This window comes from Terasakiella sp., from assembly GCF_048267425.1.
Lineage (GTDB): Bacteria > Pseudomonadota > Alphaproteobacteria > Rhodospirillales > Terasakiellaceae > Terasakiella.
The window spans coordinates 164,343-191,054 of the sequence record NZ_JBLWXN010000009.1 but is presented as its reverse complement, the minus strand read 5'-3'; the positions used below and the strand labels follow the sequence as shown (position 1 = coordinate 191,054).

Here is a 26,712-nt window from a genome sequence, read left to right as displayed (position 1 = left end):
GGCAAAGCCTGTTCCAAAGAGAACTTTGTCAGGTGGTAAAACGCAATATCCGTCACGAGCCTTCAGACCTTATCCTTCAAAATATTTTGCAACCAGCTTATCCAGCAAGCGCACCCCATAACCTGTGCCACCACGCGGCACGGTCGGACGGTCTTTCGTCGACCAGGCCATACCGGCAATATCGATATGCGCCCATGTGGTGTCCTTGACAAAACGTTGCAGGAATTTTGCCGCCGTGATCGATCCACCGAAACGCCCACCGACATTTTTCATATCGGCGATTTGAGAATTGATCAACTCGTCATAGGCGCTATCCATCGGGAAAGGCCAGACTTTTTCCCCGGTTTCATCACCGGCTTTTCTCAGTTTTTCTGCCAGATCGTCATCATTGGCAAACACACCTGCGCGTTCTTGGCCCAACGACACCAAAATCGCCCCGGTCAAGGTTGCCAGATTGATGATGGTCTTCGGTTCAAATTCCTGCTGGGTATAGGTCAAGGCATCCGCCAGCACAAGGCGGCCTTCTGCATCCGTGTTGATAACTTCGATCGTTTGACCATCCATAGAGGTCACCACATCACCGGGACGTTGTGCGTTGCCATCGGGCATATTTTCCACAAGACCGATCACCCCGACCACATTGACGTTGGCTTTGCGGCCTGCCAAGGCTTTCATGGCACCGGTGACGGCACCTGCCCCGCCCATGTCCCATTTCATGTCTTCCATACCCGGCCCCGGTTTAATACAAATCCCGCCGGTATCAAATGTCACGCCCTTACCCACCAAGGCGAGCTGTACGGATTTGGCTTTACGTCCACCGTTTTGCAACCCGTTCCAGCGCATGGTGACCAGACGGGATTCGCGTCGACTGCCTTGACCGACACCCAACAAAGCATTCATGCCCAGCTTGGCCATTTCTGCTTCGCCCAGCACATTGACCTCGACACCCAATTCAACCAGTTCGCGGCAGATATCGGCAAAGCTGTCCGGGTATAAAACATTGGCGGGTTCGGACACCAGATCACGGGTCAGGAAAATACCTTCGGCAATTTTTTCAAGTTCTTCAAAGGCATTACGCGCACGTCCGCCACTCGGTGTCATAATTTTCAAAGCGCGGATTGACGGTTTTTTATCGTCTTCTTCCTTGGTGCGGTATTTATCGAAACGATAAGATCGCAGCAACGCCCCATAGGCGATATGAGCCGCATGTTCCCAAACACGGGCATCGGCCTCTTCTACCGCATCAAAGGCAATGCTGACGGTGCGTGGCTGTTGTCCACCCAACACACGATAGATCGTCCCGCCGAGCTTTTCTGCACCCAACAGGTCCAGTGCCTTGGGTTTGCCTGCACCAATCAAAAGGACACGTTCCAGCTTTGTCCCGCCGGGGGCAAGTACAGAAACCACTTCGCCCAGTTTCCCTTTGAATTTTGCAATTTTCGCCGCACGGGAAAGCGCACCATCGACCTGCTTATCAATCGCAGCGGCACTTTCCGACAGATCCCCGCCCTCAAAGCCAATAACCACAAGAACACCCGTCTCCGGCAAGCCCGGTTTCGTGAACGAAATTTTCATAAAATCCTCACTTCATTGCATTAGTTTTGCACAGGTTAGCCGGAAGTTTGCCCAAGGAAAACCATAAAAAATATAAGTTTATATATTTTCATAAAAGAAATACGAAAAAATAGAGTGGAATTGAACCTATTTAAACCGTAAAGGGACACGTTTTCGCCCCCACGACCCGGCAGGCCCATCAAAGCACCCTGCACATTTTGTGCCGCACGACAGGCAATGACCATCGTGATCTAGGTGCCATTCGGACAATTCGTACCAATCCCGTTTGATCAAAACCGCGCCACAGTTATGGCAATAGGTCGTATCGCCTTCTTCATGGTGAACATTGCCCGTATAGGCATATCGCACCCCATTGGCAAGGGCAATTTCACGCGCCCGTATCAAGGTTTGCGCCGGAGTGCGCGGTTTATCCTGCATTTTCCAGTCCGGATGAAAGGCGCTGAAATGCATGGGCACGTCCACACCCAGTTCACGCACCACCCATTTGGTCATTTCATCAATTTCATCTGCACCGTCATTTTCGCCGGGGATCAAAAGATCGGTGATTTCAAACCAGACATTTGTTTGATGTTTCAGATAGACCAGCGTTTCCAGAACATCATTTAAATGGGCACTGCATAATGTATGATAAAACTCTTCGTGAAACGATTTTAAATCCACATTTGCCGCGTCCATGTGGGCGAAAAACTCTTTGCGGGCCTCTGTATGAATATAACCGGCAGTCACCGCCACCGTCTTGATACCCTGTGCGCGGCACGCCTTTGCCACATCCACGGCATATTCTAAAAAAATCACCGGATCATTATAGGTAAACGCCACCGATTTGCATTTGGCCTGCACACAGGCGCGCGCGATCATCTCCGGTGTTGCCTCTGCCTGTAACTTGTCAAATTCACGCGACTTGGAAATATCCCAATTCTGGCAAAACTTGCATGTCAGATTACACCCCGCCGTCCCAAAGGACAAAACGGGTGTGCCGGGATAAAAATGATTGAGCGGTTTCTTTTCAATCGGATCAATGCAAAACCCGCTGGAACGCCCATAGGTGGTCAAGACCATCTGCCCACCTTCGTTCGCGCGCACAAAACACAAGCCGCGTTGCCCCGGCTTTATTTTACAATCGCGCGGGCACAAATCGCACTGAATGCGACCGTCTTCAAGCTGGTGCCAATATCGTCCGTAATGAACCATTCAAGTAGTATATAACGGAAACAGAGAGGTTAAAAAATCATTTCGTCTTCGTCGCCGCCCGTGGAAATGACGATTTCGCCGGAATCGGCCAGCTGTTTGGCAACCACAACAATTTCAGCCTGTGCTTCATCCACATCGCGCAGACGTACCGGCCCCATTGCTTCCATATCTTCTTTCATCATTTTACCAGCGCGTTCCGACATATTTTCAAAGAACAGGTCTTTGACAGAGTCCGCCCCGCCTTTTAAGGCCATCGCCAGTTTGTCTTTTTCAACCGTGCGCAACAAAACCTGAATACCCGCTTTGTCGACACGCACAAGATCGTCAAAGGTAAACATCAAGGCCTTGATGCGTTCCGCGGATTCACGGTTGCGCTCTTCCAAAGAGGTAATAAAGCGGTTTTCGGTATTTCGATCCAGATTGTTAAAGATATCTGCCATCAATTCGTGCGTATCACGGCGTTGAGTGCGTGCAAGGTTGGTCATAAATTCTGAACGCAATGTTTTTTCAACGCTATCAAGAACTTCTTTTTGCACCGCTTCCATACGCAGCAAACGCATGATCACTTCCATCGCATAGTTTTCAGGCAAAAGCGATAAAACACGCGCGGCATGATCCGGTCTGATCTTTGACAGCACAACGGCAATGGTTTGCGGATATTCGTTTTTAAAATAATTGGCAAGAACGGCTTCATGCACGTTATCCAGCTTATCCCACATGGTCCGACCGGCCGGGCCGCGAATTTCTTCCATAATCCCGGCGACACGGTCTTTGGGCAGAGCTTTGCGTAAGAGACGTTCTGTGCTGTCAAATGTCCCGACCAATGAACCGGCAGAAGAAAGCTGATCGGCAAATTCGACGAACAAACGTTCAATGACAGTCGAGCTGACCGAGCCTAAACTCGCCATAACTTGAGAGAGTTCCCGAATTTCTTCGTTATCCATCATCTCAAATAATTTGCCGGAATGATCTTCGCCCAGAGAAAGCATAAAAATCGCTGCTTTTTCTTGTCCGGTCAGGCTACGATAATCATCTTTAACTCTTGCCATTATGTTTCAATCAAAGATTTTAGAGTTTCAATACCATGTTCTAAAACCCATTTTTAAAAACAATGTATTTCAGTCATATATACTCCCTATTTCAATAAAATCCTATAAGTTTTCCAGTATGCTAAAAGCAAACCCAAAACGAGATAAATCCGATGTTCAAACTTCATAAACACCTATTCATCGTAAGTCTGATATTGTTGTCAGGGGCCTGCGCAATGGCCCAATCCAATCTGACCTCATATAAGTGTGACGATTTGGCAGAAATCAGCGTTCAATGGCAAGATGATAAGGCTCTGCTTCAAGTCGGCAAGACGCAAAAAATATCTTTAGTCCACGTTCGTGCAGCCTCCGGCGCACGTTATGCCAACAATCAACACGAGATATGGGAACATCATGGCGAACTGCGTTGGACAGACAAGAACGGCACGGTCCACCTCTGTAAGCCAACCTTGCCATAAAAAGACAAATGCCTAGTTTTTATGCAAAACCATTCAAATTCGATCATATTTTGTGCGATGCAACATATTTAACTTCTGCCTGAATGCTCTCAGATTGGCGGTTTTTCTACCTTTTTCACGCTTGGCATGGTTCCTGAATAGAAGAGTTTGAATTTTGGCAACGGCGCCAAAAGGACATTCTTAATGAATAACAGCAACGTCGCTGACCTTCTTCCCGACTTTTGGGGAGTTGTTGTCACGCGGCGTTTTTTGTTGAAAGAGTGCGTTGTCTTCACATGCCTTTTTAATCATTTCCCTCTTCATTGGCGAGAAGCAGCAAGCCTCTTTTTAACAGACTGGTTTCAATTATTATTAGAGGATCTTAACCATGTCTTATATCGCACCTGCCGAGTTTGCGACCAAAATGGTCGATGCAGGCGAATCAAAGATTTTTATGTCAACAAAAGACACACTGATTCGTGCCTATATGGCCGGCGCCATTCTCGCGCTTGCCGCGGCTTTTGCCGTTACCGTCGCTGTGAACACCGGGCAATTTCTCATCGGGGCTTTGCTTTTCCCGGTTGGTTTTTGCACACTTTACCTGCTCGGCTTTGATCTTTTAACAGGTGTTTTCACCCTATGTCCGCTTGCCCTACTCGACAAACGCCCGGGAGTGACTCTTGGCGGCGTCTTGCGCAACTGGGGGCTTGTTTTTATCGGTAATTTTGCGGGTGCCTTCACCGTTGCCGTTTTCATGGCGATTATCTTCACAACCGGTTTCAGCGAAGCCCCCAATGCCATTGGTCAGAAAATTGGCATCATTGGCGAAGCCCGTACCGTTGGCTATGCCGAACACGGTTTTGCCGGCATGCTCACCCTGTTCGTGCGCGCGGTTATGTGTAACTGGATGGTCTCTACAGGCGTTGTTGCGGCAATGATGTCCACCTCTGTTTCGGGTAAGGTTATTGCCATGTGGATGCCGATTTTGGTGTTCTTCTACCTTGGTTTCGAACATTCCATCGTCAACATGTTCCTGTTTCCGTCCGGGTTGCTGTTAGGTGGTAACTTCACCATCATGGATTATCTCTTCTGGAACGAAATTCCAACTGTTTTGGGGAACCTTGTCGGCGGCATTACCTTTGTTGGCGGCATGATTTACGCCACACACTACAAAACCTCACCGAAACGCAATGCGGGTGTCACTTCTTCTGTGAAAGCACCTGCTGAATAATCCTCCTTTCCCTTGAAGCCCGGCTTTTTCGTCGGGCTTCATCTTTTAAAAGGTCCGCCATGCCCAAAGGAATATCCGCCAAACCCTACTTATCCGTTAGCATCGGGCAGTATTCAACGGCGGGTCGCAAACCAACCAATCAGGATTTTCACGGAGCCCTCATTCCCGAAGGTCAAGAACTTGCCTTGAAAGGTATTACGTTGGCACTTGCCGATGGTATCAGCAGCAGTCCGGTGTCCGCTGAAGCAAGTGAAACCATCGTTAAATCGTTAATGTCGGATTACTATTGCACATCCGATGCATGGACGGTCAAAACCTCTGCCTCCCGCGTTATTTTGGCAACAAATTCATGGCTTTATTCCCAAAACAGACATGCCCGTATTCACGATATGAATCGGGGGCGGGTCTGCACCTTAGCCTGCCTTATTTTAAAAGGTCACCACGCCCATATTTTTCACGTTGGGGACAGCCGGGTCTGGCGATTAAACCATAATGCACTTGAGCCCCTGACAGAAGATCATCGCGTCGAAGTTTCAGAAACTGAAAGCTATCTGGGGCGCTCTGTCGGTTCAGGGGCACAAGTCGAAATTGACTATAGCGAACATCGGCTACACGTTGGTGATATCTTTTTACTGACCACCGATGGCGTTCACGAATTTTGGCGCCCCCAAGACGTTATAGAAACCATTCGTTCAAGTTCAACCTTACAGAACGCCGCTGAAACGATTGTCAAAAAATCTCTAGAAACCGGAAGCGATGACAACCTCACCCTGCAAATTGTCCGTATTGATCGTTTAGCCGAAGAACGCGACGGCGCAGGCTTGTTGGATGAGACCCTGAACCTGCCACTCATTGCCTTGCCCAAAGCCGGTGATACGATCGACGGTTTCAAAATTATTCGCCCTATTGTGTCATCCGCACGCAGTCATATTTTTCTAGCGCATAGCGAACAGCATACACCTGTCGTTTTAAAGTTCCCTTCCGTAGATTTACAAGAAAGTTCAGATTACTTACGACGTTTTGTGATGGAAGAATGGATTTCAAGACGCATCCAAAATCCGCATGTTTTAGGCGCTGCCCCCGCGCCGGAAAAACGGAGCGCCCTTTATACCATTACCCCCTTCGTCGAAGGTCAAACCCTGCGTCAATGGATGAACGATCACCCCCTGCCCCCTATACAGGAGGTCCGCAATATTGTTGGCCAGATAGTTCAAGGGTTAAGAGCATTTCATCGTCGCGAAATGCTTCATCAGGATCTACGCCCTGAAAACATTATGATCGATCATCAAGGCACGGTGAAAATTATTGATTTTGGGTCTACACGCGTTGCCGGTGTACAGGAAGTCTCCCCTCTATATATCGATCACGATATTTTAGGCACCGTACAATATAGCGCCCCAGAGTATTTCCTTGGTTATGGAGGGACACAAAGTTCAGACTTGTATTCCCTTGGCGTTATTACCTATGAGCTGTTGACCGGGCACCTGCCCTATGGGGCCAAAACGTCGCACGTCAGAAACCGTAAAGACCTGCATAAGCTCCGTTTCAGATCAACGTTAGCTTCACAATCCCCCCTACCCGATTGGATCGAGGCGGCGTTAAGTAAAGCTGTCCATCCCGATGTGAACAGGCGTTATCAATCGTTTTCCGAATTTCTCAGTGATTTGGAAAAACCAGGTGCCGATTTCAAACGGCGCACTGCCATGCCTTTAATGGAAAGGAACCCCGTTCTTTTTTGGCAAACATTGACGCTTTTCTTCGCTCTGTGCTGTTTCTTCTTGTTGATATTTAAACTCTGACACAGGCAACAACATGAAAACAGATCAGAGCCCTTTATCCCACACATCATAAGGAGTAAATTGATGTCACGCGCACTCGTTACCGAAAAAATAGTTGCCGCCAAACTAGCCAAAGACCTGACTTGGGCACATGTCGCCGAAGAAATCGGTCAATCCAAAGAATGGGTGACCTGCGGCCTGCTGGGGCAAATGGCAATGAATGAACACGAAGCCGCCATTGCTGCACGCATTTTCGATCTCAGTGATGAAGAAGCAAAATGGCTGACGGTTCCCCCTTATCGTGGGGCATTGGGGCAAGAGGTTCCCACAGACGCACTGCTTTATCGTTTTTACGAACTGATCCAAGTCTACGGCCCGGCAATGAAAGCCTTGATCGAGGAACAATTCGGCGATGGCATCATGTCAGCCATTGATTTTTCAATGGATATTTCAAAAGAAGAAAATCCGGCAGGCGACCGTGTCGTCGTCACCTTGAACGGCAAGTTTCTACCCTACAAACGTTATTAACACAAAAGAGAGCGAGCTTGTGAAACCCTCTTCACAAGCTCGTTTTCATATCAAAACGCCCTTACTTTCTGAGTGCATTTCCTAAATCTAACACAAAAAAAGATATACTGATCAAAATCAACGAACTTGTTTCGACACTGGTCTACAAAGTGATATAGTAAAACATTGTAATATATACTTTTGCTCCCGTGAAATATAATATACTTTAGAGTAGAACATACAAAATCCTAAGAGCAAAAATCAGATCAATAACAAACTTAAGATTACAATGAGAAACACCATAGCGCGCTCAAAGTACAAGAACATAAAATGTTCAAGGCTGATTGATGATTAAAAAACTACTTGTTATTGATGACGAACCGGACATCTGTACATTCATTTGCGATGTTGCAGACGGTATGGGTTTTTCCACATCAAAAACACATAACTCACTTGATTTCCCAATGCTTTATTCCAATGATCTGGATTGCATTGTAATGGACCTGTCCATGCCCGATATGGATGGTATCGAACTTATGCGTTTTTTAGGCGACAATCAATGTAATGCCGATATCGTCGTCGTCAGCGGGATGGATGAAAGTATTATTTCGACCGCAAACAGACTGGCACGTGACCACGGCCTGAATGTATTGGGTTCGCTCAGTAAACCCATTAAGATCACGTCACTGGAAGATATCCTATCACGCGTCACATTGCGTTCAATTGAGAGAAAAGCAATACCGCCCACCGTCAAATACGGCAAACAGGATCAAACGTTTCCGACTGTCGAAGAAATGCGTGCGGCCATTGACAACAAGCTGATTCAACCCTTTTTCCAACCTCAAATCTCAACCCATGATGATACACTGATTGCGTGCGAAGCCTTGGCCCGCTGGCATCATCCTGAAAAAGGCCTTGTGCCTCCTTTTCAGTTCATCCCTTTTGCCGAAGATAACAACCTGATCAACGATCTTACACTCTGTATGTTTGAACAGGTTCTGGAAACATTGGCGCACTGGCAGACTTGCGGGATCAATATAGGTTGCTCAATCAATTTTTCCGCCCATTCCCTTTCCAATCTGGACTTACCGGACCTTCTGTTTAGCCAAGCTGTTAAATACGGTATTTCAACCAATTTTCTGACCATCGAAATTACAGAAAATGCCGTTCTGGAAGAAGGTAAAACCTATTTGGATGTCCTGACACGCCTACGTATGAAAGGCTTTAAGCTGTCGATTGATGATTTCGGAACGGGCTATTCATCCATGAAGCATTTGCGCGACATTCCTTTTAACGAAGTCAAAATTGACCGTTCCTTTGTTATGAATGTGATGACGGAAGAAAGTGCCAAATCCATCGTGCAATCAACCACAGACTTGGCACATACCTTATCCATGTCGATCGTTTCGGAAGGGGTTGAAGACCTTGAAACGCTCAATTTTCTGAAAGAATTGGGAAGTGACCTGCTTCAGGGATATTATTTTTCACCTCCACTTCCCCGCGACGCCTTTCAGCAGTGGGCCCTTCAATGGCAGAAAAACAAACAAAAATAGAAAATGTGAGGAGCCGAAATGTCGTCAAAACTAACCTCGGGACTACAAAAACAATATCTTCTGGTTTTGGCGGTCATCGGTTCTTTGGCTATTTTTGGTGCGGTCCTTCTCGAAGTGGTGGTCGTCAGTCAAGGTAAAGGGGCTGAAATCATCAACATTGCCGGGCGTCAGCGCATGTTGTCGCAACGCATTGATCTTTACAGCAACCGCCTGTCACAAACAACCAGCCCCATCGAAATACAAGAAATCAAACGCGAACTTAATCAAGCTATCGATCTGTTTAAAAGTTCGCATGACTACTTGCGGCAAAATTCAATATTGAAAAACGCCCCGTCTGAACTCTCGACCCTTTATAATCACGCGCCCCATCAGATTGATCAGCATATCTTGCGGCTGTTGACCAATCTGGACCGTATGATGATGCAATCGGAACGTAATACACCGATTGATCCAAAGTTGATCAGCCAAATATCACTTTTATGTGAAACGTTGCTACCGAAACTGGACCGTGTTGTCAGTATCCATCAGGCCGATCAGGAAGAAAAAACCGCTAAGCTGCGAACCTATCAATGGCTCAATTTGGTCGTTTTGCTTAGTGTCCTCATTTTGTCTGGTGTATTTGTCTTCCAACGCATGCTGAACAGGTTGCAAGGACAAGTCGATCATATCGCAGAAGCTGAAGAACGATTTCGCTCCATTACGCATTCTGCGGAAATATCGGTTGTGGTTGCATCGGGTCAACATGGATTGATCGAAGCGTGGAACCCGGCCGCCGAACGGACATTCGGTTACAGCAGTGCCGAAGCCGTCGGGCAACCCGTCACGATGTTAATGCCGGAACGTTATCGCGATACGCATGATGAAAGCTTGCATCATGCCTATTTCGATAAAGACCATACAATGATTGGCCACACGATTGAATTGGAAGCGTTGCACAAGGACGGGCACGAATTTCCCATTGAACTGTCACTGGGAAGCTGGCAATCCAAAGGGCAAAAATATTTCAGTGCGATTATTCACGACATCACAGAACGCAAGAAAAACGAACAAGAAAGAGAAAACTTACGCCAACAGCTTGTCACTGCAATTGAGTCTATGACCGAAGGCTTCGCCCTGTTTGACAAGGAAGATCGACTGGTCATTTTCAACTCTGTTTTTTGCGATTTCTATAAAAACCATGTTGATTCCATACATGTCGGGCAAACATTAGAAAACATCCTGCGTTCGGGTTTGAAAAAACGTAGCTTCCCGGAAGCTGTGGGTCGTGAAGAAGAATGGTTGGCTGAACGAATGGAATTGCACCTCAACCCAAAGGGGCCGGTGGAACAATTACTACAAGATGGTAGGTGGTTATCCATCAGCGAACAAAAAACCAAAGACGGCGGGGTCGTCGGTGTGCGTACAGACATCACCCAACGCCGCAACAGAGAAGCCGAATTACGCAAACTAAAAATGGCGATCGAACAAAGCCGCAGCATCATACTGATCACTGATGCCAATGGCATTATCGAATATGCCAATCCCTACTTCACCCAAATTACAGGCTACAGCAACGACGAAATCATTGGGCAAAAACCCAATTTCTTCTCTCAAAACCAGGCAAGCAAACTCAAAGACGGCGATATCTGGAAAACAATCCTCAGCGGTAACGTCTGGCAAGGGCGAATTGAAAATCATAAAAAAGACGGAACCCCCTTTATCGAAGAAACCGTTATTTCGCCTATTCGAGACGATAAAGGGAAGATCACTCATTTCCTTGCGATACAGGACGACATCACAGAACAATTGCGTTTGGAAGATGTTATTAAAAAGCAACAGAAACTGGAAGCCGTTGGACAGCTTGCCGGTGGGCTCGCGCATGATTTCAACAACCTGCTTGCCATTATCAGCGGCAATCTGGAGCTTTTGCTCCGATTGGTCAACGACAATGACAACGTCCGCAAAAAAGTAGAAACAGCCCTGAAAGCATCAAATCGTGGTGCCAAACTGACAAAACAATTGTTGGGCTTTACCCGTCAGTCACCGACCTCCATTGAAACGGCGAACGTCAATGACATCATCACTGAAATCTCCCCCTTGCTGGAACATTCCCTGTCCAAGTCAATTAAATTGAAATTGCAGTTATCCGACGATATCCATCTCGTCGATATTGACCCCGGTGATTTCGAAGATTGTCTGGTTAATCTGGCAGTTAATGCCAAACATGCGATCTCTCATGATGGTGAATTACTGATTGAAACCACCAATATCGACAGTGTTTTTGAACAGGAAAATACGCAAGATACTTATGTTCAGATCACCATATCCGATAATGGATGCGGCATCCCGGCTGATATACAGGACAAAATTTTCGAACCTTTCTTCAGTACGAAAGAAAAAGGACACGGTACCGGAATGGGCCTTGCGATGGTCTTTGGTTTTGTGCGTCGATCGCGCGGCTATATCCGGGTTTATTCCGAAGAAGGTGTCGGCACATCCTTCAAAATTTTCCTACCGCGCTCCAGCAAAGATATACAGACCGCGCCATGCAGTCCGGCTCAGCAAAAAGAACTGCCCGGCGGCAACGAACATATCCTGCTTGTCGACGATGAAACAGAATTGCTGGAACTGGCAAAAACCAACCTCGAACATGCAGGCTATCGCGTCACGACAACCCATTCTGCAACCGAAGCCATCACAATTTTGAAAGAAAGCGGCGATATTGATCTTCTTTTTTCAGATGTCATTATGCCCGGCAAAATTAACGGTTTCGACCTTGCCATTATGGCACAACAGGTTAGCCCCCGTACAAAAATACAGCTGACATCGGGCTATACGGCACAAGCGGGTCAAGATTTAATCGAAGGCAACATTTTTGCAAAACAACTCTATCAAAACCTCTTGTCCAAACCCTATACTCAAGCAGCCTTGTTGCAAGCCGTACGCCGGGTTCTTGATGCTGAAATCCTAATAGAATGGTCTGAATATTTAGATACCGGTGTTCCCCTGATTGATGACGACCACAAAATGCTGGTTGCTATTCTCAACCGTCTGTATCAGGCTTGCTTATATAAAGAGAATGAGAAAATCTTCCATTCCATTTTGGAAGAACTGGCCCATTACACCAAATACCATTTCCAGCGTGAAGAAAACTTTATGGAGGAAATCGGTTATCCTCATTTGAAAAATCATAAACAAGTCCACAAGCTTTTAGCCAGTTTCGTTATGGCCGAACTCAACAAAGTTCAAGATCATTACAACACCAAAAACGGTGATGAGCTTCTACATTTTCTCAAAAACTGGCTCATCGATCATATTATGGGCATGGATCAGGATATCGGTTCCTTCATATCTCATTCGACCACGACATCCGCTGACGATTAGGAACGTGGAAAAGAAAAACGATTTCCTATAGTATGGAACCAAAGAGACAGTAAATAGAGGAAAGCCCAATGGAAACGGTTCGCACAGCGGCCGTCGCGGGCACTTTTTATCCCGACGACCCCACAGTTTTACGCAAAACGATCGAAGAGTTTTTAACCAAGGCCCAATCCGTTCAGGGAAACAACGGTACGCCCCATGACGTACCCAAAGCACTGATCGTTCCCCATGCGGGGTATGTTTATAGCGGGCCTGTTGCAGCCAGCGCCTATTACCGTTTATTGGCACATAGGCATACGATCACACGGGTCGTGCTGCTCGGTCCCTGCCACCGTGTCCCCATCGGCGGATTGGCTTTATCCAGCGCAACATATTTTGAGACTCCCTTGGGTCGCATAAAACTGGATGAAGATTTGCGGGAAACAGTCGAAAAGATGCCGCAGGTTTTTACTTTCGACCCGACCCATCAAGATGAACATAGCCTTGAAGTCCATCTCCCGTTTCTGCAATCCATCCTTGCGGACTTTACCTTGCTGCCCCTCGTCGTCGGGCAAGCCTCCCCTGGCGAAGTCGCCGATGTTTTGGACGCTGTCTGGGGCGGGCCGGAAACGCTGATCATCATCAGTACCGATCTTTCCCATTACCTTGATTACAATGCCTGTCAAAGTCTGGATAATCGAACCGTACAATCAATTGAGAACTTTGACACCGCCCATATCGACAACAATCAGGCTTGTGGACGCGTCCCCTTAAAAGGTTTGTTAGAAATTGCCAAAATCCGCCATATGGATATTACCACATTGGATGTGCGAAACTCCGGCGATACGGCAGGATCAAAAGACCGGGTGGTCGGCTATGGGGCATGGCTGTTAAGTGGCGGGCATCAAATTAGTGATTCCGACGCCTTCGCGTTTCGAACCAAAGCTATCTTAAACCGGCACGGGGCCACATTATTACAACTTGCCGCGGCCTCCATCAAACGGGGCCTAACCCATCACGAACCCGTTAAACTTGATCTTGAGAGCTTTCCCTCCAGCCTGAAAGAGCCCGGTGCAAGTTTCGTCACACTGGAAAAGAACGGTGGAAATTTACGCGGCTGTATCGGGTCTTTGCAAGCCCATGCCCCCTTGGCCAAAGATATTGCAGATAATGCCTATAAAGCGGCCTTTCAAGATCCTCGTTTTCATCCGCTAAACGCAGAAGAACTAGCGGATCTCAGTCTTCATATTTCCATTCTATCCCCGGCATTCCCGATGGAAATCCAGGATGAAGCAGATCTTCTGGAACAACTGCGGCCCAGCATTGATGGTCTTATCATACAGGACGGTGGCAGACGTGCTTTGTTTTTACCCTCGGTTTGGGAAAAACTGCCCGACAAGAAACAGTTTTTAACCCATCTCAAGATGAAAGCAGGTCTGCCCGGTAATCATTGGTCTGATGATTTTAAAGCGTCGCGTTTTATTACCGAAAGCATTCATTCTGAATCATTGGACGCGCCGGAAAAATTGTGGCAAGACAACGTCAAATAAACAAACACCCTATCTTTTGGAGTTATTTTTGTGAGTTTCACACTAAATCAAGCGGCAATTGACGAATTGCTCCACATTGCGCGCGTTGCAGGCGATGCGACGATGGAAATTTATCATAGTGATTTTGAAATTTATTCGAAAAAAGATGAATCACCTGTTACAGAGGCTGATCGCAAAGCCGAAGCCATCATCACACCTGTCTTGCAACAACTGGCACCCGATATCCCTGTTGTTGCCGAAGAAGCCTTCAGCGCTGGAAGCTCCCCAGACATCGAAGGTAAAATGTTCTGGCTCGTCGACCCGGTTGATGGCACCAAACAATTCATCAAAAAACAAGATGAATTCACCGTCAACATTGCCTTAATCGATCACAACCGTCGTCCGATTTTTGGTGTTGTTCACGCCCCTGCTTTGGATCGTATGTTCTGGGGATCGCTGGAATATGGGGCCTTTGTGCGCAATCCGGATGGCGAGGTAAAACCAATTTCTGTTCGCTCCGCACCAAAGGAAGGCATCGTTGCCGTCGTCAGTCGGTCCCACAAGACCCCCGAAGTCGATGAATTCTTAAAAGATTATACAGTGGCAAAGGAAGTTTCGTCCGGTTCCTCCATCAAATTCTGTCAGGTTGCAGAAGGAACGGCCGATCTTTATCCGCGTTTCGGCCCGACAATGGAATGGGACACAGGCGCCGGGCATGCTGTTGTCTTAGGGGCCGGTGGATCGGTTATCACCCCCGAAGGCGACGAATTTTTGTATGGAAAAGCCGGTTTTAAAAACGGTTTCTTTATTGCCAAAGGCAAAGAATAATGGCCTCCCATAGGCATTATTTTTTTAAGTTCAAGACTTGTTAAAAAACTAAAAAAACGGCAGTATACAAGGCATACAGAGAATGTTCTTTGTAGTGACCCGACACTTACAGGGCCATGATTTAGCCGCCGTATTTCCTGTACGGTGACTGCAGCGAAGGTCGCAACCGCGGGCGGTTTTTCGCAAAATGCAGATATGAGAATTAAGGGCCGGTGGCAATTGCCTGACCGGCCCTTTTCCGTTTCTCACCTTCAAATATGCGTGCCACTTGCCTCAGGTCAATTTTTAATCTGGGAACATGGGGTAAGACATCCCAAAGATTATCTCGCAAAATTGAGGCCCCCCTGATGACGTCACACAAAAAGGGTCCTGTTGCGCCGTTATCTCCGGTTCTTTTGGCCGGAATTGCTGCACGACCCCTGCCGCATAAATTGCTGCAACCTGCCTTTAACGCAGCGATCAAACAGATGCACCGCCAGCACCCGGATGTATTTGACCGCCTGAAATCGGTCAATTCCCCACGATTTTTAATCGACCCGGTAGATCTGCCTTTTTCCTTTGTTATGGATACATTGGCAGAAGACCCCGCCCTTGAAATCGTTGATAGCGACACGGATGAACGCGAACTTTACACCCAAGCCGCCATTCGCGGCCCACTTTTGTTATTGATCGAATTGTTGGAAGGCCGCATTGACGGGGATGCACTTTTCTTCTCACGCGACCTTATCGTTGAAGGTGATACCGAAGCTGTCCTTGCCTTGCGCAACGCGGTTGATGGTGCCGATATTGATGTTCATAACGATCTACTCGCCTTTTTCGGCCCCTTGGCAAAACCTGCTGATTTGGCCGCCCAAGCCGCTGGCAATATTTTTAAACGTTTCACCCGCGATCTGGAAACATTGAGCCGTGCAACACTCGCCCCTTTACAACGCAAATGCGATGCGCAGGCTGCCACAATCGAAGAACTTGAAACAACTGTAAACGCCCTGAAAAAACAGGTGCGCCGTCGCTCTGGAAAAACAGCATGAAGACCGAAAAACTTGAACTCGTCTGCCCGGCAGGCACACCCGCTGCCCTGCGCGCCGCCGTTGATGCAGGTGCGGACACCGTCTATTGCGGTTTTCGCGATGCCACCAATGCCCGAAACTTTCCGGGGTTGAACTTTTCACGCGAAGAACTTGGCGAAGGCATTGAATATGCCCGCTCCCATGGTTCCAAAGTTCTTGTGGCCCTGAACACCTACCCCGAAGCAGGCAATCCAGAGCCATGGCACAAGGCGGTGGAAGATGCTGCTGACCTCGGTGCCCATGCCCTGATCATGGCCGATCTTGGCTTATTGGCCTATGCCGCAGAAAAACGCCCAGATACCCGCCGCCACTTATCCGTACAGGCGTCGGCCTCCAACCCGGATGCGATCAATTATTATAAAAACACATTTGATGTAAAACGTGTTGTTCTGCCCCGCGTGCTAACCGTGCCGGAAATTGCGGCCCTCAACCGTGAAATCAATGTGGAGACCGAAGTTTTCGTCTTTGGTGGCTTGTGCGTTATGGCGGAAGGTCGTTGTTCGCTGTCGTCTTACGCAACCGGACAATCCCCGAACATGAACGGCGTTTGTTCACCCGCCAGCCATGTGCGTTATGAGGACAAGGGAAACAAAATGGTCTCCAAACTGGGGGACTTCACCATCAACAGTTTTAAAGAGTCTGAAGCCGCTGGATATCCGACCTTGTGCAAAGGGCGCTTCGTCACACAAGACAAGGCTTCTTACCTGTTTGAAGACCCAACCAGCTTAAACGCGGCACAGTATCTGCCCGAATTGATGGAAGCAGGCGTCACAGCCCTGAAGATCGAAGGTCGCCAACGCGGCAAAGCCTATATTGCACAAGTGGTCGCAGCTTTCCGCAAAGCCGCAGATGCCGCCGCCAACGGCGAAGCCGTTCCGGCATTAGGACTGGAACGCATCACCGAAGGACAACGCGAAACCACCGGCGCTTATAACAAGAGATGGCAATAAAAATGACCACAACACATTTAAATATGGGCCCCTGCCTGTTCAACTGGGCCCCTGAGAAACTGAAAGATTTTTACTTCCGCGTTGCTGACGAAGCCCCGGTTGATACCGTCTTTTTGGGTGAAGTCGTCTGTTCTAAACGACAGCCGTTTTTTGCGCCGGAAATTCCCGAGGTGGCCGAACGTTTGATGAATGCGGGCAAACGGGTGATTTTCTCCACCCTTGCCCTTGTTATGACCAAACGCGAAATGGCCCTTGTGCGCGAAATGTGCGAGATGGAAGGCATGATGATCGAGGCCAACGACCTGTCGGCCTGCGCGCAACTTTCCGGTACAGACCACGCCCTTGGCCCCTTCATCAATATCTATAACGAAGGCACGCTGAAAGTGATGGAACAACAGGGAGCTAAACATATCTCGCTGCCCGGTGAACTGTCTCGTCATTCCCTCAGCGCGCTTGCAAAGGCAGCGACGGCTGATTTGGAAGTGCAGATTTTCGGTCGCTTGCCCTTGGCTTTGTCTGCACGCTGTTATCATGCCCGTTCCCACGGTCTGGCCAAAGATTCCTGCCAGTATGTCTGCGACAAAGACCCGGACGGTATGGATCTGGATACACTGGATGGCGATCCGTTTTTGGCGGTCAACGGCATTCAAACCATGTCTTATACCTGCGCCAATCTGGTCGGCGAACTGGATGACCTGCAAAATATGGGCATCAACCATTTCCGCCTGTCTCCACATGATACCGATATGGTTGAAGTCGCCAAAATCTACCGCGATGTTCTGGACAAAAAACTGGAACCGATCGAAGCCACCGAAAAGCTCGATGGTCTTATGGACGGTATCCCGTTCGCCAACGGCTTCTACTACGCCACCGAAGGCGCCAAGGCCAAAGGTGCCATTGCGGACTTCGGCCTTTAAGGCGACTTGTCACTGGGAAGGGAAAAGACGGTTTCAGAGTCGTCGTCTTTTCCCTTCCCTTTTCGCCGTCTTCGCGCTATTGAGGCGGGGTTATGAGTGAAGCTGATCGTATATTCAAACCAACTGCTGATATGATTGTCAAAGCCGGCTGTATTATTCGTGCAGGCGGGTTGGTGGCTTTTCCAACGGAAACGGTTTATGGGCTGGGGGCGGATGCAACCTCGGAAAGTGCGGTGGCCTCTATTTTTGCAGCCAAGGAACGACCGAGCTTTAATCCCCTGATCGTGCATGTGCCGGATATGGAAACGGCACGCAAACTGGTCGAGTTCACCGAACAGGGTGAAAAACTCGCACATGCTTTTTGGCCCGGTGCCTTGACACTGGTTTTACCACGCAAAAAAGACAGCGGCCTGTCTCTGTTGGTCAGTGCCGGGTTGGATACGGTTGCCATTCGTATGCCCAATCATCCAATTGCCACTGAATTGTTAAAGGCATCCGGCAAACCCATTGCAGCACCAAGCGCCAACCGATCCGGTCAAATCTCCCCGACACAAGCGGCCCACGTTGCCCAATCCTTACCGGGTAAAGTCGATATGATTTTAGATGGCGGTCCTTGCGCCGTCGGTCTGGAATCCACCGTGGTCGATGCCTGTGGGGAACACGTCGGTTTCTTGCGCCCCGGTGGGATTTCCGTGGAAGAACTCGAACATGTTGTCGGCCCGTTGATTTTCCCCGATGATGCCCCAGACGCCCCAAAATCCCCCGGTATGTTGACCAGCCATTATGCTCCGACCTTGCCCATGCGCCTGAATGCAACCGAGATTAAAGACGGTGAAATTCTGTTGGGGTTCGGCACTGATTGTGAAAATTCCACGTTAAATCTCAGCCCTTCAGGCAATCTTAACGAAGCAGCGGCTAATCTATTTGCCATGATGCGGGAACTGGATCGCGATGGCTTTACACGCATGGCGGTTTCGCCCATTCCCCAAGATGGCCTTGGTCTTGCCATAAATGATCGGTTAAAAAGAGCAGCAGCACCCAGATAATTCAAAACAGGGGTTGAGGGGAAAACCACATGGGGAAAACAAACGGCGCGATTGCCGCAGGACATCCACAAACCGCCAAGGCGGGCGCCTTGATGCTGGAAGAAGGCGGCAATGCCTTTGACGCCATTCTTGCCTGCATGTGTGCCTCCTGCATCACCGAACCTGTCTTATCTTCTTTTGGCGGTGGTGGTTTTTTGCTGGCACATGCCCATGACAGCGATCCCGTTCTGTATGATTTTTTCACGCAGACCCCAAAAAAGCGCAAAGACAACCCTGATTTCTATCCCATTCTTGCTGATTTCGGCACCGTCACACAGGAATTCAATATCGGGCGCGGTTCCATTGCCACACCCGGCGTGGTCAAGGGGCTGTTTGAGGCCCACCAAGATCTGGGCAGCCTGCCCATAGACGTGGTGCTTGCCCCGGCCATTGATCTGGCGCGAAACGGCGTACAAGTCAACGCCATGCAAGCCAGCATCTTCGATATTGTCGAAGCTATTTTCATGGCATCTGATGACAGCAAAGCCCTTTACGGCAGTCCCAATCACAGCGGACATCTGCTGCGTGAAGGCGAAACCCAATATAACCCGGACAGCGCCACCCTTTTGGAAAACCTCGCCAAAGACGGCAGTGATCTGTTTTATCAAGGTGATATTGCCAAATTGATTGAAGCAGACTGTTGGGATCATGGCGGGCATCTGAGCCTTGGCGACCTGCGCGATTACCGTGTTTACAAACGCAAACCGTTACGCGTGGATTACAATCGATCCCATTTCTACACCAATCCGGCGCCGTCCACCGGCGGATTGTTAATCGCCTTTGCCTTGGAACTGATCAAATCGGCAGGTTTACGTGATCTTGCCTTTGGCTCCAAAGATCATATTGAACGTCTCAGTCAAATCATGGCCCTGACCAACAAGGCGCGGCTGGATGCGGCCCTCGCTGACGGTGCCGATCAGGCCCAGCTTGAAATGCTGGATCAAAATTTCTTGCAAACCTATCGCCAACATATTCTGGGTCGCCCGAGTGCGCTACGCGGGACCACGCATATGAGCGCCATTGACAAATTCGGTAACGCCGCTTCCCTGACCGTGTCCAATGGGGAAGGCTGCGGTCATATCCTGCCCGGTACCGGCGTGATGTTGAACAATATGCTGGGCGAAGAAGATATCAATCCGCATGGGTTTAACCAATGGCCGCAAGATGTGCGTATGGCCTCCATGATGTCGCCAACGCTTTTGTTGCGCGATGATGGGATCAATGTTGCATTGGGCTCCGGCGGGTCAAACCGGATCCGCACGGCCGTCTTGCAGGTTCTGGTTAATCTTCTGGAATTTAACATGTCGTTGGAACAGGCGGTCACCGCCCCACGCCTGCATTATGAACGCGGATTATTGAATATCGAACCCGGATTTGATCCCTTCTCTTTAAAAGACTTGGGCGATCACGTTCCACACTATAAAGTCTGGGAAAAACAAAACCTCTTTTTTGGTGGCGTACATTCTGTACGGGCCAACTTGGAAACGGGCCGTTTCGACGGTGTCGGGGATTCCCGGCGCGGCGGGGCGGCCATTATTATTGATGAGAGCATGTAAGTTATGAATGCGCAAAATAAAAAATATATTCTGACCATTTCCTGTCCCGACCATACCGGCATTGTGGCACAGGTTTCCGGCTTTCTCGCCGATCAAGACGCCTTTATTAACGAGTCTGCCCATTTTGGCGATTCCGTATCCGATCGTTTTTTCATGCGGACTGTCTTTACTCCCGGCCCCTATACGCCCGATGCGTTTGAGCTGGCAAAAAATTTCTCACGCGTGGCAGAACGTTTTCAAATGGTCTGGGGCATCCATGACGCCAACCGCAAACAACGGCTGTTGGTTCTTGTTTCCAAGTTCGATCACTGTCTCAACGATCTGTTATATCGTTATCGCACCGGGGAATTAAATGCCGACATCCCGGCGATTGTGTCCAACCACCCCGATCTGGAAGAATTGGCGCAATGGCATGACATCCCGTTTTATCACATGCCCGTCACCAAAGACACAAAGGATGAACAGGAAGAAGCCGTCTGGGATTTGATCCAAAACCTGGAAATCGATCTGGTTGTTCTGGCGCGTTATATGCAAATTTTATCACCACGCATGTGTGAAAAACTACGCGGACGTTGCATCAACATCCACCATTCATTCTTACCCAGCTTCAAAGGGGCAAACCCGTACCGTCAGGCCCATGAACGCGGTGTCAAACTGATCGGCGCAACCGCCCATTACGTCACCGGCGATCTGGACGAAGGACCGATTATTGAACAAGCGGTCGAACGCGTTGACCATACCTTCACACCGGAAAAGTTAAAAGCGGTGGGGCGCGACATCGAAAACGGCGTTCTTTCACGTGCGGTGCGTGCACACGTGGAACATCGTATTTTGATGAATGGGATGAAAACAGTGGTTTTTAAATAAATAATTTTAATAGTTTCACCACATAATTAAAAAAAATGCAAAACTACAAATGAAGTTATTTCGAATCGGAACCGAATCTTTTTTTGATTCGCTTCCGATTCAATCCCCTGTTGCGCTGTTGCGTAAATCCCGGCACAATAAAAACATATAAAAAACAAAGGTTCGTCATGGTGAACGTTCAGAACACACTGGCTAACATAAATCTGCTTGAGGGTTTATCTGAAGATATTGTCGAGGCATTGAACAAACAATGCCGTTGGAAATGGTTCGACGCCCAAGAACAGATCATCGACCGGCAGGCGGAAAGCACCGATGTGTTTTTCATCGTACAAGGTCGCGTGCGCATTATCATCTATACCGTCGGTGGTAAGGAAATCACCTTGGATGATTTTACCGAAGGCAAACAATTTGGTGAAATGGCCGCTATCGACAGCCTGCCCCGTTCTGCCAGTGTTATGGCGGTGGAACGCTCTTTGCTCGCGGCCATGCCGCAATCGCGGTTTATGGAACTGCTGACCGGACACCCCGTTGTGGCTGCGCGTGTTTTAAAAAACATGGCCCATATCATTCGGATTTCCAACGAACGTATTATGGACCTGTCCACATTGGGGGCCGCCAACCGGGTCCATGCTGAAATTTTACGCCAAGCCCGTGAAAATATGGTTGATGAAGATGAGGCTTTTATTTCCCCCATCCCCATACATGGCGATATCGGATCACGCGTCAGCTCGACCCGCGAAACCGTCGCCCGTGTGATGAACGATCTCGCGCGCAAAGGCTTTGTTGAACGTAAGAAAAACGGCCTGAAAGTCACCAATATCGCTGCCCTCAGCCAAATGGTCGAAGACGTGCGCGGCGACTGATCCCCTGAAAACCACAACTCGTGATTCCCATTTAAGCGATAATTTAAAGTTTTTTTCAATCTGTGACCCCTATCACAGACCTTTAAACTTCGTTAAGGCATTCTTATATGTATCAAAGAGACATAGAATGCAGCAAACGTCCTCCACCCAAGGACATTACGAGAGCAGCTGCAAGCTTGTTTCCAAGAGAACTTTTTCATTCCCGAGACTTTAAGCCACACTTCCCCTTGTGTGGCTTTTTTTTGCGCTGTTTTCCTGACATTTTTATGAAAAACACCCCTCCTGTGATACCCGTCACAGCCACGCGCAAAGGATGCAGGCATTATCTTCTTCATAGCCGGGACTGGTGCGTCACATCTGTGATGTTAACGCGGCTATTACCTACACCAGTCCATTCGTTATCCCTCAAGAGTATACTTAACCCCGCAAGCATTTGTTTGCGGGGCTTTTTTTATGAAAACTTACTACTGTGGGCTCAAGGACTTTAAAATTTATTGGAGATGAAACAAAAAACACACCCCACAATTCTCCATGAAAAACGGCTCAAAGCCTGTCATAGTGACTTGAGAACCACGCGTTAAGGGATCGTTTATGAAAATCGTTTTGTTTCTATTCAGCCTGCTGCTTGCCAGCCCCGCATTTGCGCAAAGTGTCGAGGACGGATATGCGGCCTATGATGACGGAGATTATGAAAAAGCAAAATCCATTTTTCATGCTTTGGCAGAACAAGGCGACGCGAAAGCAATGAATGCAATCGGGATCTTGCACGCAGAAGGCAAAGGTTACCCCCCTAATCAAAACGTAGCTTGTGACTGGTTTGAGAAAGCAGCGCAAATTAATTTCTCACCTGCCCAATTTAATTATGCCAGTTGCTTTGGTGATGAAGGGGGAAGGAAGAAAAGCCTAAAAAAATGGAGATTCTGGAAAGAAAAAGCCGGTGAGCAAGGTCATCTATCTTCTCAAACCATGTTAATGACATTTTATTTCGATACCAATCGAAAAAAAGCTATTTATTGGGCTAAAAAAGCCGCTGCACAAAATAGTACAGCGGCTAGAGTCGCATTATGGTCCATAAACGAAGATCAAGATATTGCCCCCGTGTCATTTGGCGAAATAACCTGTGTCCTTATAAAGTTATACGCACTCGGGCAAACAGTTGGTAGCTGTGACTAATCTTTCGTTCGACCACCTTTATGATCAAATCTTGGTAGGCCACTCTCCACAATCCCCTTCGGGCCAATCGACCATGCCTCATTCAGGGCCGTATCACCGATCATCTGAAGCTGTTGCGGGGTCATTCTTCTCAGATCTGTTCCGAAACGCTTAACCAGCATTTCGTTGACCTTTTTCAATCCGCCTTTCGTTACGCCTTTACCAAACATACTGGTCAGTCCGGTAAGGGCAGCGCCAATGCGTTGTCCTTTTAACGACACCCCTGCCTTGGCAAGCTGGCTTGCCGTTTCTCCCGCAGATTGAAGGGAGACCACAGGGGCTAGCGGCGGTAAAAAGGACCCGGCCTTTACAAGGCCTTTCCCGATCTTTTGTGTCGATCGAATACCTTCTGCCCCTTGATACCCTGCCGGGACCCGATCGCGGATTTCTTTCATTCTTTTTTCAAAGGCCTCGTAATCCGGCTCGTTCCCCATCAAAAGGTCAAGCCCTACCCCCACTTGTGCACCGGCCTCTAAAAACGGTTGAGTAACGGCTTCCCCAACATAGGAGCCTGCCCCGCCTTCACGCCCGGCAACGATGGCATTGCGCGTCACTTCGGCGCGTTCATGCGGTTTCTGGTCGGGGCGGCGGTTGATATGTATTTTTTTCATATAGGCATGATAGGCCGCACGATCTGCTTGAGGTAACCGATTAAAAGCATCTGCATCCTGTTCCAAAAGGTTTTGCATCTCCTGAAATGACAAATCCGGAACTGGGGGCTCTGGATTTTTACGTTTATATTCTTCCCGATCACGTTGTTCGCTTTGCGGGTTCCATGTCCGTTCCGGGTTATTTTCTTCCCACTCATTCGCCTCCCCTGCCTTGGGCTGATGAAATGCACGAACCTCCTGCGGTTTGATCACGGGTTTAATCGGTCGCATTTGCCCGCTCGTGTCATATTCCACATCCCCGGGATAAGCCCGTTCAAATTCCCCCTGCACATGCTTTAAGTATGCCTTGTCCTTCTTTTGATAAAGCGGGTGGTTCATTAAATTCTGCAAGGCATGCTGTGTTGTTTTTGCCTTTTGATTTTCGCCAACCTGTTGCCACATTTTATCGGTCTGAGCCTTCGATATTTTTGGCAACTGCGGTGTCTTTTCCGATGCCTCCCCCAATTCTGTTACCGGGGTACTTTTAGGCTTTGCCCCAAAAGAAGCACTGGTCTGAAAAGATTGATCGCCCGTCTTTTTAACGCTCACATTTGACGGCCAAGAATCATCCGCTTTTTTCGGTAAAGAGGCCGGGGCCGATGTCCTTTGTTTCAAGGCATCCGATAACGCTTTTTCCGTTGGACCACCTGCATTGATCACACCGTCCGGCTTTAAACCATTGGCATCCTGAAACGCTTTAACCCGGTTGGGCAATGCAAACTCACTTTCCCCATTTTGACCAAAATATCCCAAACTGGAAAGCGCGTTATCGGTATTAATCGCATCCGGCGATGTCTCTGGGCTATCAGGTGTATAACCATCACCGACGGAAAAGAAATCAGCCATCTCATTGAAAAATTCAAACATTATATATCCTCACGTGGTTGTAAAAATTGCAAGCCGCTTTGGCGCAGGCATAAAAAAAGCCACGCCTCGAATTGATCGAAACATGGCTTGCGACAAATAAAAAACGGGAGAAATGCTTTGATCGCACTTCTCCCGTTGACTGCAGCTATATTAACCTGAACTCACCAAATAAGTCAAGAACAAAAAGAGAACATGATCCAACTACACTTTCTTGCACACACCCCTGCCCTTAGGGGCTTTCTTTTATGATTTGATCGGCTTATGTCATAATCAGGGTATATCCCTGTTAAAGTTGAAATATATTGTATGATCTCGTACAAGAGTCACTATGGAACATATCACGACATCAATCGACCAACTCATCCAGCTTTATCGTGAAAACCATTATGTCGCGAACTTTGCGGCCTTGGTTTTTTTAACGGTTCTGGCCACCTTTGCCAATTTTGTGGTCAAGCGCCTGTTGCTACGGGTCATCTTTAAGATTTTGAGCCTGACCAAATACGGGCACGATCGCGATATTATGGAACATAATGTCATTGCGCGATTGGCCAATGTGGTTCCTGCCCTGATTGTCATTATGGGGATTTCCCTCATCCCGGATATCCCTGATCAGCTTAATATCATTGTACGCAATGTGGCCTCGGCCTTTATTATCCTGACCATTGCCTTGGCACTGGGGGAGGCTTTGGTCGTTGCCAACGCGCTTTATCAACGCCGCCCTGACGCTGCCAACAAACCGATAAAAGGCTATTTGCAGGTCATCAAAATCGCCATTTACGTGATTGCTGCCATTCTCATTGTCGCAGCCTTGATCGACAAATCGCCCCTGATCCTTCTGTCCGGTTTGGGTGCAATGGCCGCGGTTTTGATGTTGGTCTTTCAGGATACGTTGTTATCCTTGGTTGCCAGCGTTCAAATCTCATCCAGCGATATGGTGCGCGTCGGCGATTGGATTGAAATGCCCGAACTGCGCGCCGATGGCAATGTGATTGATGTGGCCTTACATACGGTCAAAGTCCAAAACTGGGATAAAACCATTACCACCCTGCCGACACGCCGCCTTGTCAGCGAACCGTTTAAAAACTGGCGCGGCATGCAGGAGTCCGGTGGGCGGCGTATTAAGCGGGCCTTATATCTGGATCAAAACAGCATTCATTTCCTGAAAGAGGATGAAAAAGACCACCTCAGGAAATTCACTTTGCTATCTGAGTATCTGGACAATAAAGACAAAGAACTCACCCAATGGAATGCCAAACTCGGTGAAAACAATCACGATCCGGTCAACACCCGCCGCCTGACCAATGTGGGCACCTTTCGGGCCTATGTTCTGCGCTATCTGGAAAGTCACGATAAAATCAGAAACGACATGACCATGCTGGTCCGCCAACTGGCACCGGGATCGGATGGTTTGCCGCTGGAGATTTATTGTTTCACGAACACAACCGCATGGGCCTCTTACGAAGATATCCAGTCCGATATTTTCGACCATCTTTATGCGGTTCTGCCCGAATTCGGCCTGCAAGCTTATCAACAGCCCAGTGGTCGGGATTTGCAAAAGATTGGTTTTGGCATAAAGGCGTTGGAAAATATCCCGACGCGCGCTGAATAACATCCCCTGTCTTTAAACAAAAAAATGCCTGCAACGGGTGGTCCGTTGCAGG

At 48.4% G+C, this 26,712-nt stretch carries 21 protein-coding genes; 17 read left to right on the top strand and 4 right to left on the bottom strand.

The window, feature by feature from the left end:
- Positions 1–69: 69 nt before the first annotated feature.
- The 3 genes from ACN0VA_RS14500 to fliG all read right to left on the bottom strand — a co-directional run bounded on the left by ACN0VA_RS14500 (position 70) and on the right by fliG (position 3,815).
- Complete coding sequence (locus ACN0VA_RS14500; RefSeq protein ID WP_417821842.1) at positions 70–1,575, bottom strand: leucyl aminopeptidase; 1,506 nt, start codon at positions 1,573–1,575, stop codon at positions 70–72.
- A 126-nt stretch (positions 1,576–1,701) separates the two neighbouring features.
- Positions 1,702–2,766, bottom strand: coding sequence for an AmmeMemoRadiSam system radical SAM enzyme (amrS, locus tag ACN0VA_RS14495; protein ID WP_417821841.1), 1,065 nt, complete (start codon positions 2,764–2,766; stop codon positions 1,702–1,704).
- Positions 2,767–2,795: 29 nt separating this feature from the next.
- A complete protein-coding gene (fliG, locus tag ACN0VA_RS14490; RefSeq protein WP_417821840.1) occupies positions 2,796–3,815 on the bottom strand; it encodes a flagellar motor switch protein FliG in 1,020 nt (339 codons plus the stop codon).
- Between the two features lie 215 nt (positions 3,816–4,030).
- On the opposite strand from fliG, the gene ACN0VA_RS14485 reads away from it, so the two are divergent.
- The 16 genes from ACN0VA_RS14485 to ACN0VA_RS14410 all read left to right on the top strand — a co-directional run bounded on the left by ACN0VA_RS14485 (position 4,031) and on the right by ACN0VA_RS14410 (position 23,495).
- Complete coding sequence (locus tag ACN0VA_RS14485) at positions 4,031–4,273, top strand: MliC family protein (protein WP_417821839.1); 243 nt, start codon at positions 4,031–4,033, stop codon at positions 4,271–4,273.
- Positions 4,274–4,640: 367 nt separating this feature from the next.
- The gene (locus ACN0VA_RS14480) at positions 4,641–5,483 is read left to right on the top strand and encodes a formate/nitrite transporter family protein (RefSeq protein ID WP_417821838.1); all 843 of its coding nucleotides are present in this window, start codon (positions 4,641–4,643) and stop codon (positions 5,481–5,483) included.
- Positions 5,484–5,542: 59 nt separating this feature from the next.
- Complete coding sequence (locus tag ACN0VA_RS14475; protein ID WP_417821837.1) at positions 5,543–7,282, top strand: protein kinase domain-containing protein; 1,740 nt, start codon at positions 5,543–5,545, stop codon at positions 7,280–7,282.
- A gap of 63 nt (positions 7,283–7,345) precedes the next feature.
- Positions 7,346–7,789, top strand: coding sequence for a cyanase (gene cynS, locus ACN0VA_RS14470; RefSeq protein WP_417821836.1), 444 nt, complete (start codon positions 7,346–7,348; stop codon positions 7,787–7,789).
- A 326-nt stretch (positions 7,790–8,115) separates the two neighbouring features.
- A complete protein-coding gene (locus ACN0VA_RS14465; RefSeq protein ID WP_417821835.1) occupies positions 8,116–9,321 on the top strand; it encodes an EAL domain-containing protein in 1,206 nt (401 codons plus the stop codon).
- An 18-nt stretch (positions 9,322–9,339) separates the two neighbouring features.
- Complete coding sequence (locus tag ACN0VA_RS14460; protein WP_417821834.1) at positions 9,340–12,684, top strand: bacteriohemerythrin; 3,345 nt, start codon at positions 9,340–9,342, stop codon at positions 12,682–12,684.
- Positions 12,685–12,752: 68 nt separating this feature from the next.
- On the top strand, positions 12,753–14,210 hold the full coding sequence (gene amrB, locus ACN0VA_RS14455; RefSeq protein ID WP_417821833.1) for an AmmeMemoRadiSam system protein B: 1,458 nt from the start codon (positions 12,753–12,755) through the stop codon (positions 14,208–14,210).
- 30 nt (positions 14,211–14,240) lie between these two features.
- Positions 14,241–15,017 carry a 3'(2'),5'-bisphosphate nucleotidase CysQ gene (gene cysQ / locus ACN0VA_RS14450; protein ID WP_417821832.1) on the top strand — a complete coding sequence of 259 codons (777 nt, stop codon included), beginning with the start codon at positions 14,241–14,243 and terminating at the stop codon, positions 15,015–15,017.
- A gap of 347 nt (positions 15,018–15,364) precedes the next feature.
- Positions 15,365–16,045 carry a ubiquinone anaerobic biosynthesis accessory factor UbiT gene (ubiT, locus tag ACN0VA_RS14445; RefSeq protein WP_417821831.1) on the top strand — a complete coding sequence of 227 codons (681 nt, stop codon included), beginning with the start codon at positions 15,365–15,367 and terminating at the stop codon, positions 16,043–16,045.
- Entirely contained in the window at positions 16,042–17,034 is a 993-nt protein-coding gene (gene ubiU, locus ACN0VA_RS14440) for a ubiquinone anaerobic biosynthesis protein UbiU (RefSeq protein ID WP_417821830.1), read from the top strand. Before ubiT ends, ubiU begins: the two co-directional genes overlap by 4 nt.
- 2 nt (positions 17,035–17,036) lie before the next feature.
- Positions 17,037–17,951, top strand: coding sequence for a ubiquinone anaerobic biosynthesis protein UbiV (gene ubiV / locus ACN0VA_RS14435; protein ID WP_417821829.1), 915 nt, complete (start codon positions 17,037–17,039; stop codon positions 17,949–17,951).
- Positions 17,952–18,043: 92 nt separating this feature from the next.
- The gene (locus ACN0VA_RS14430; protein ID WP_417821828.1) at positions 18,044–18,997 is read left to right on the top strand and encodes an L-threonylcarbamoyladenylate synthase; all 954 of its coding nucleotides are present in this window, start codon (positions 18,044–18,046) and stop codon (positions 18,995–18,997) included.
- Positions 18,998–19,026: 29 nt separating this feature from the next.
- The gene (gene ggt / locus ACN0VA_RS14425; RefSeq protein ID WP_417821827.1) at positions 19,027–20,592 is read left to right on the top strand and encodes a gamma-glutamyltransferase; all 1,566 of its coding nucleotides are present in this window, start codon (positions 19,027–19,029) and stop codon (positions 20,590–20,592) included.
- A 3-nt stretch (positions 20,593–20,595) separates the two neighbouring features.
- Positions 20,596–21,459, top strand: a complete 864-nt coding sequence (gene purU / locus ACN0VA_RS14420) for a formyltetrahydrofolate deformylase (protein WP_188662002.1) — start codon at positions 20,596–20,598, stop codon at positions 21,457–21,459.
- A gap of 167 nt (positions 21,460–21,626) precedes the next feature.
- Positions 21,627–22,322 (top strand): Crp/Fnr family transcriptional regulator, encoded by a 696-nt coding sequence (locus tag ACN0VA_RS14415; RefSeq protein ID WP_417821826.1) that lies wholly within the window; start codon positions 21,627–21,629, stop codon positions 22,320–22,322.
- Between the two features lie 591 nt (positions 22,323–22,913).
- Positions 22,914–23,495: a tetratricopeptide repeat protein gene (locus ACN0VA_RS14410; protein ID WP_417821825.1), complete on the top strand. Its 582-nt coding sequence runs from the start codon at positions 22,914–22,916 to the stop codon at positions 23,493–23,495.
- Here the strand turns inward: ACN0VA_RS14410 and ACN0VA_RS14405 are convergent.
- The gene (locus ACN0VA_RS14405) at positions 23,492–25,051 is read right to left on the bottom strand and encodes a hypothetical protein (RefSeq protein ID WP_417821824.1); all 1,560 of its coding nucleotides are present in this window, start codon (positions 25,049–25,051) and stop codon (positions 23,492–23,494) included. The genes ACN0VA_RS14410 and ACN0VA_RS14405 overlap by 4 nt on opposite strands.
- Before the next feature lie 328 nt (positions 25,052–25,379).
- On the opposite strand from ACN0VA_RS14405, the gene ACN0VA_RS14400 reads away from it, so the two are divergent.
- Positions 25,380–26,660, top strand: a complete 1,281-nt coding sequence (locus ACN0VA_RS14400; RefSeq protein ID WP_417821823.1) for a mechanosensitive ion channel family protein — start codon at positions 25,380–25,382, stop codon at positions 26,658–26,660.
- The last annotated feature ends 52 nt before the right edge of the window (positions 26,661–26,712 follow it).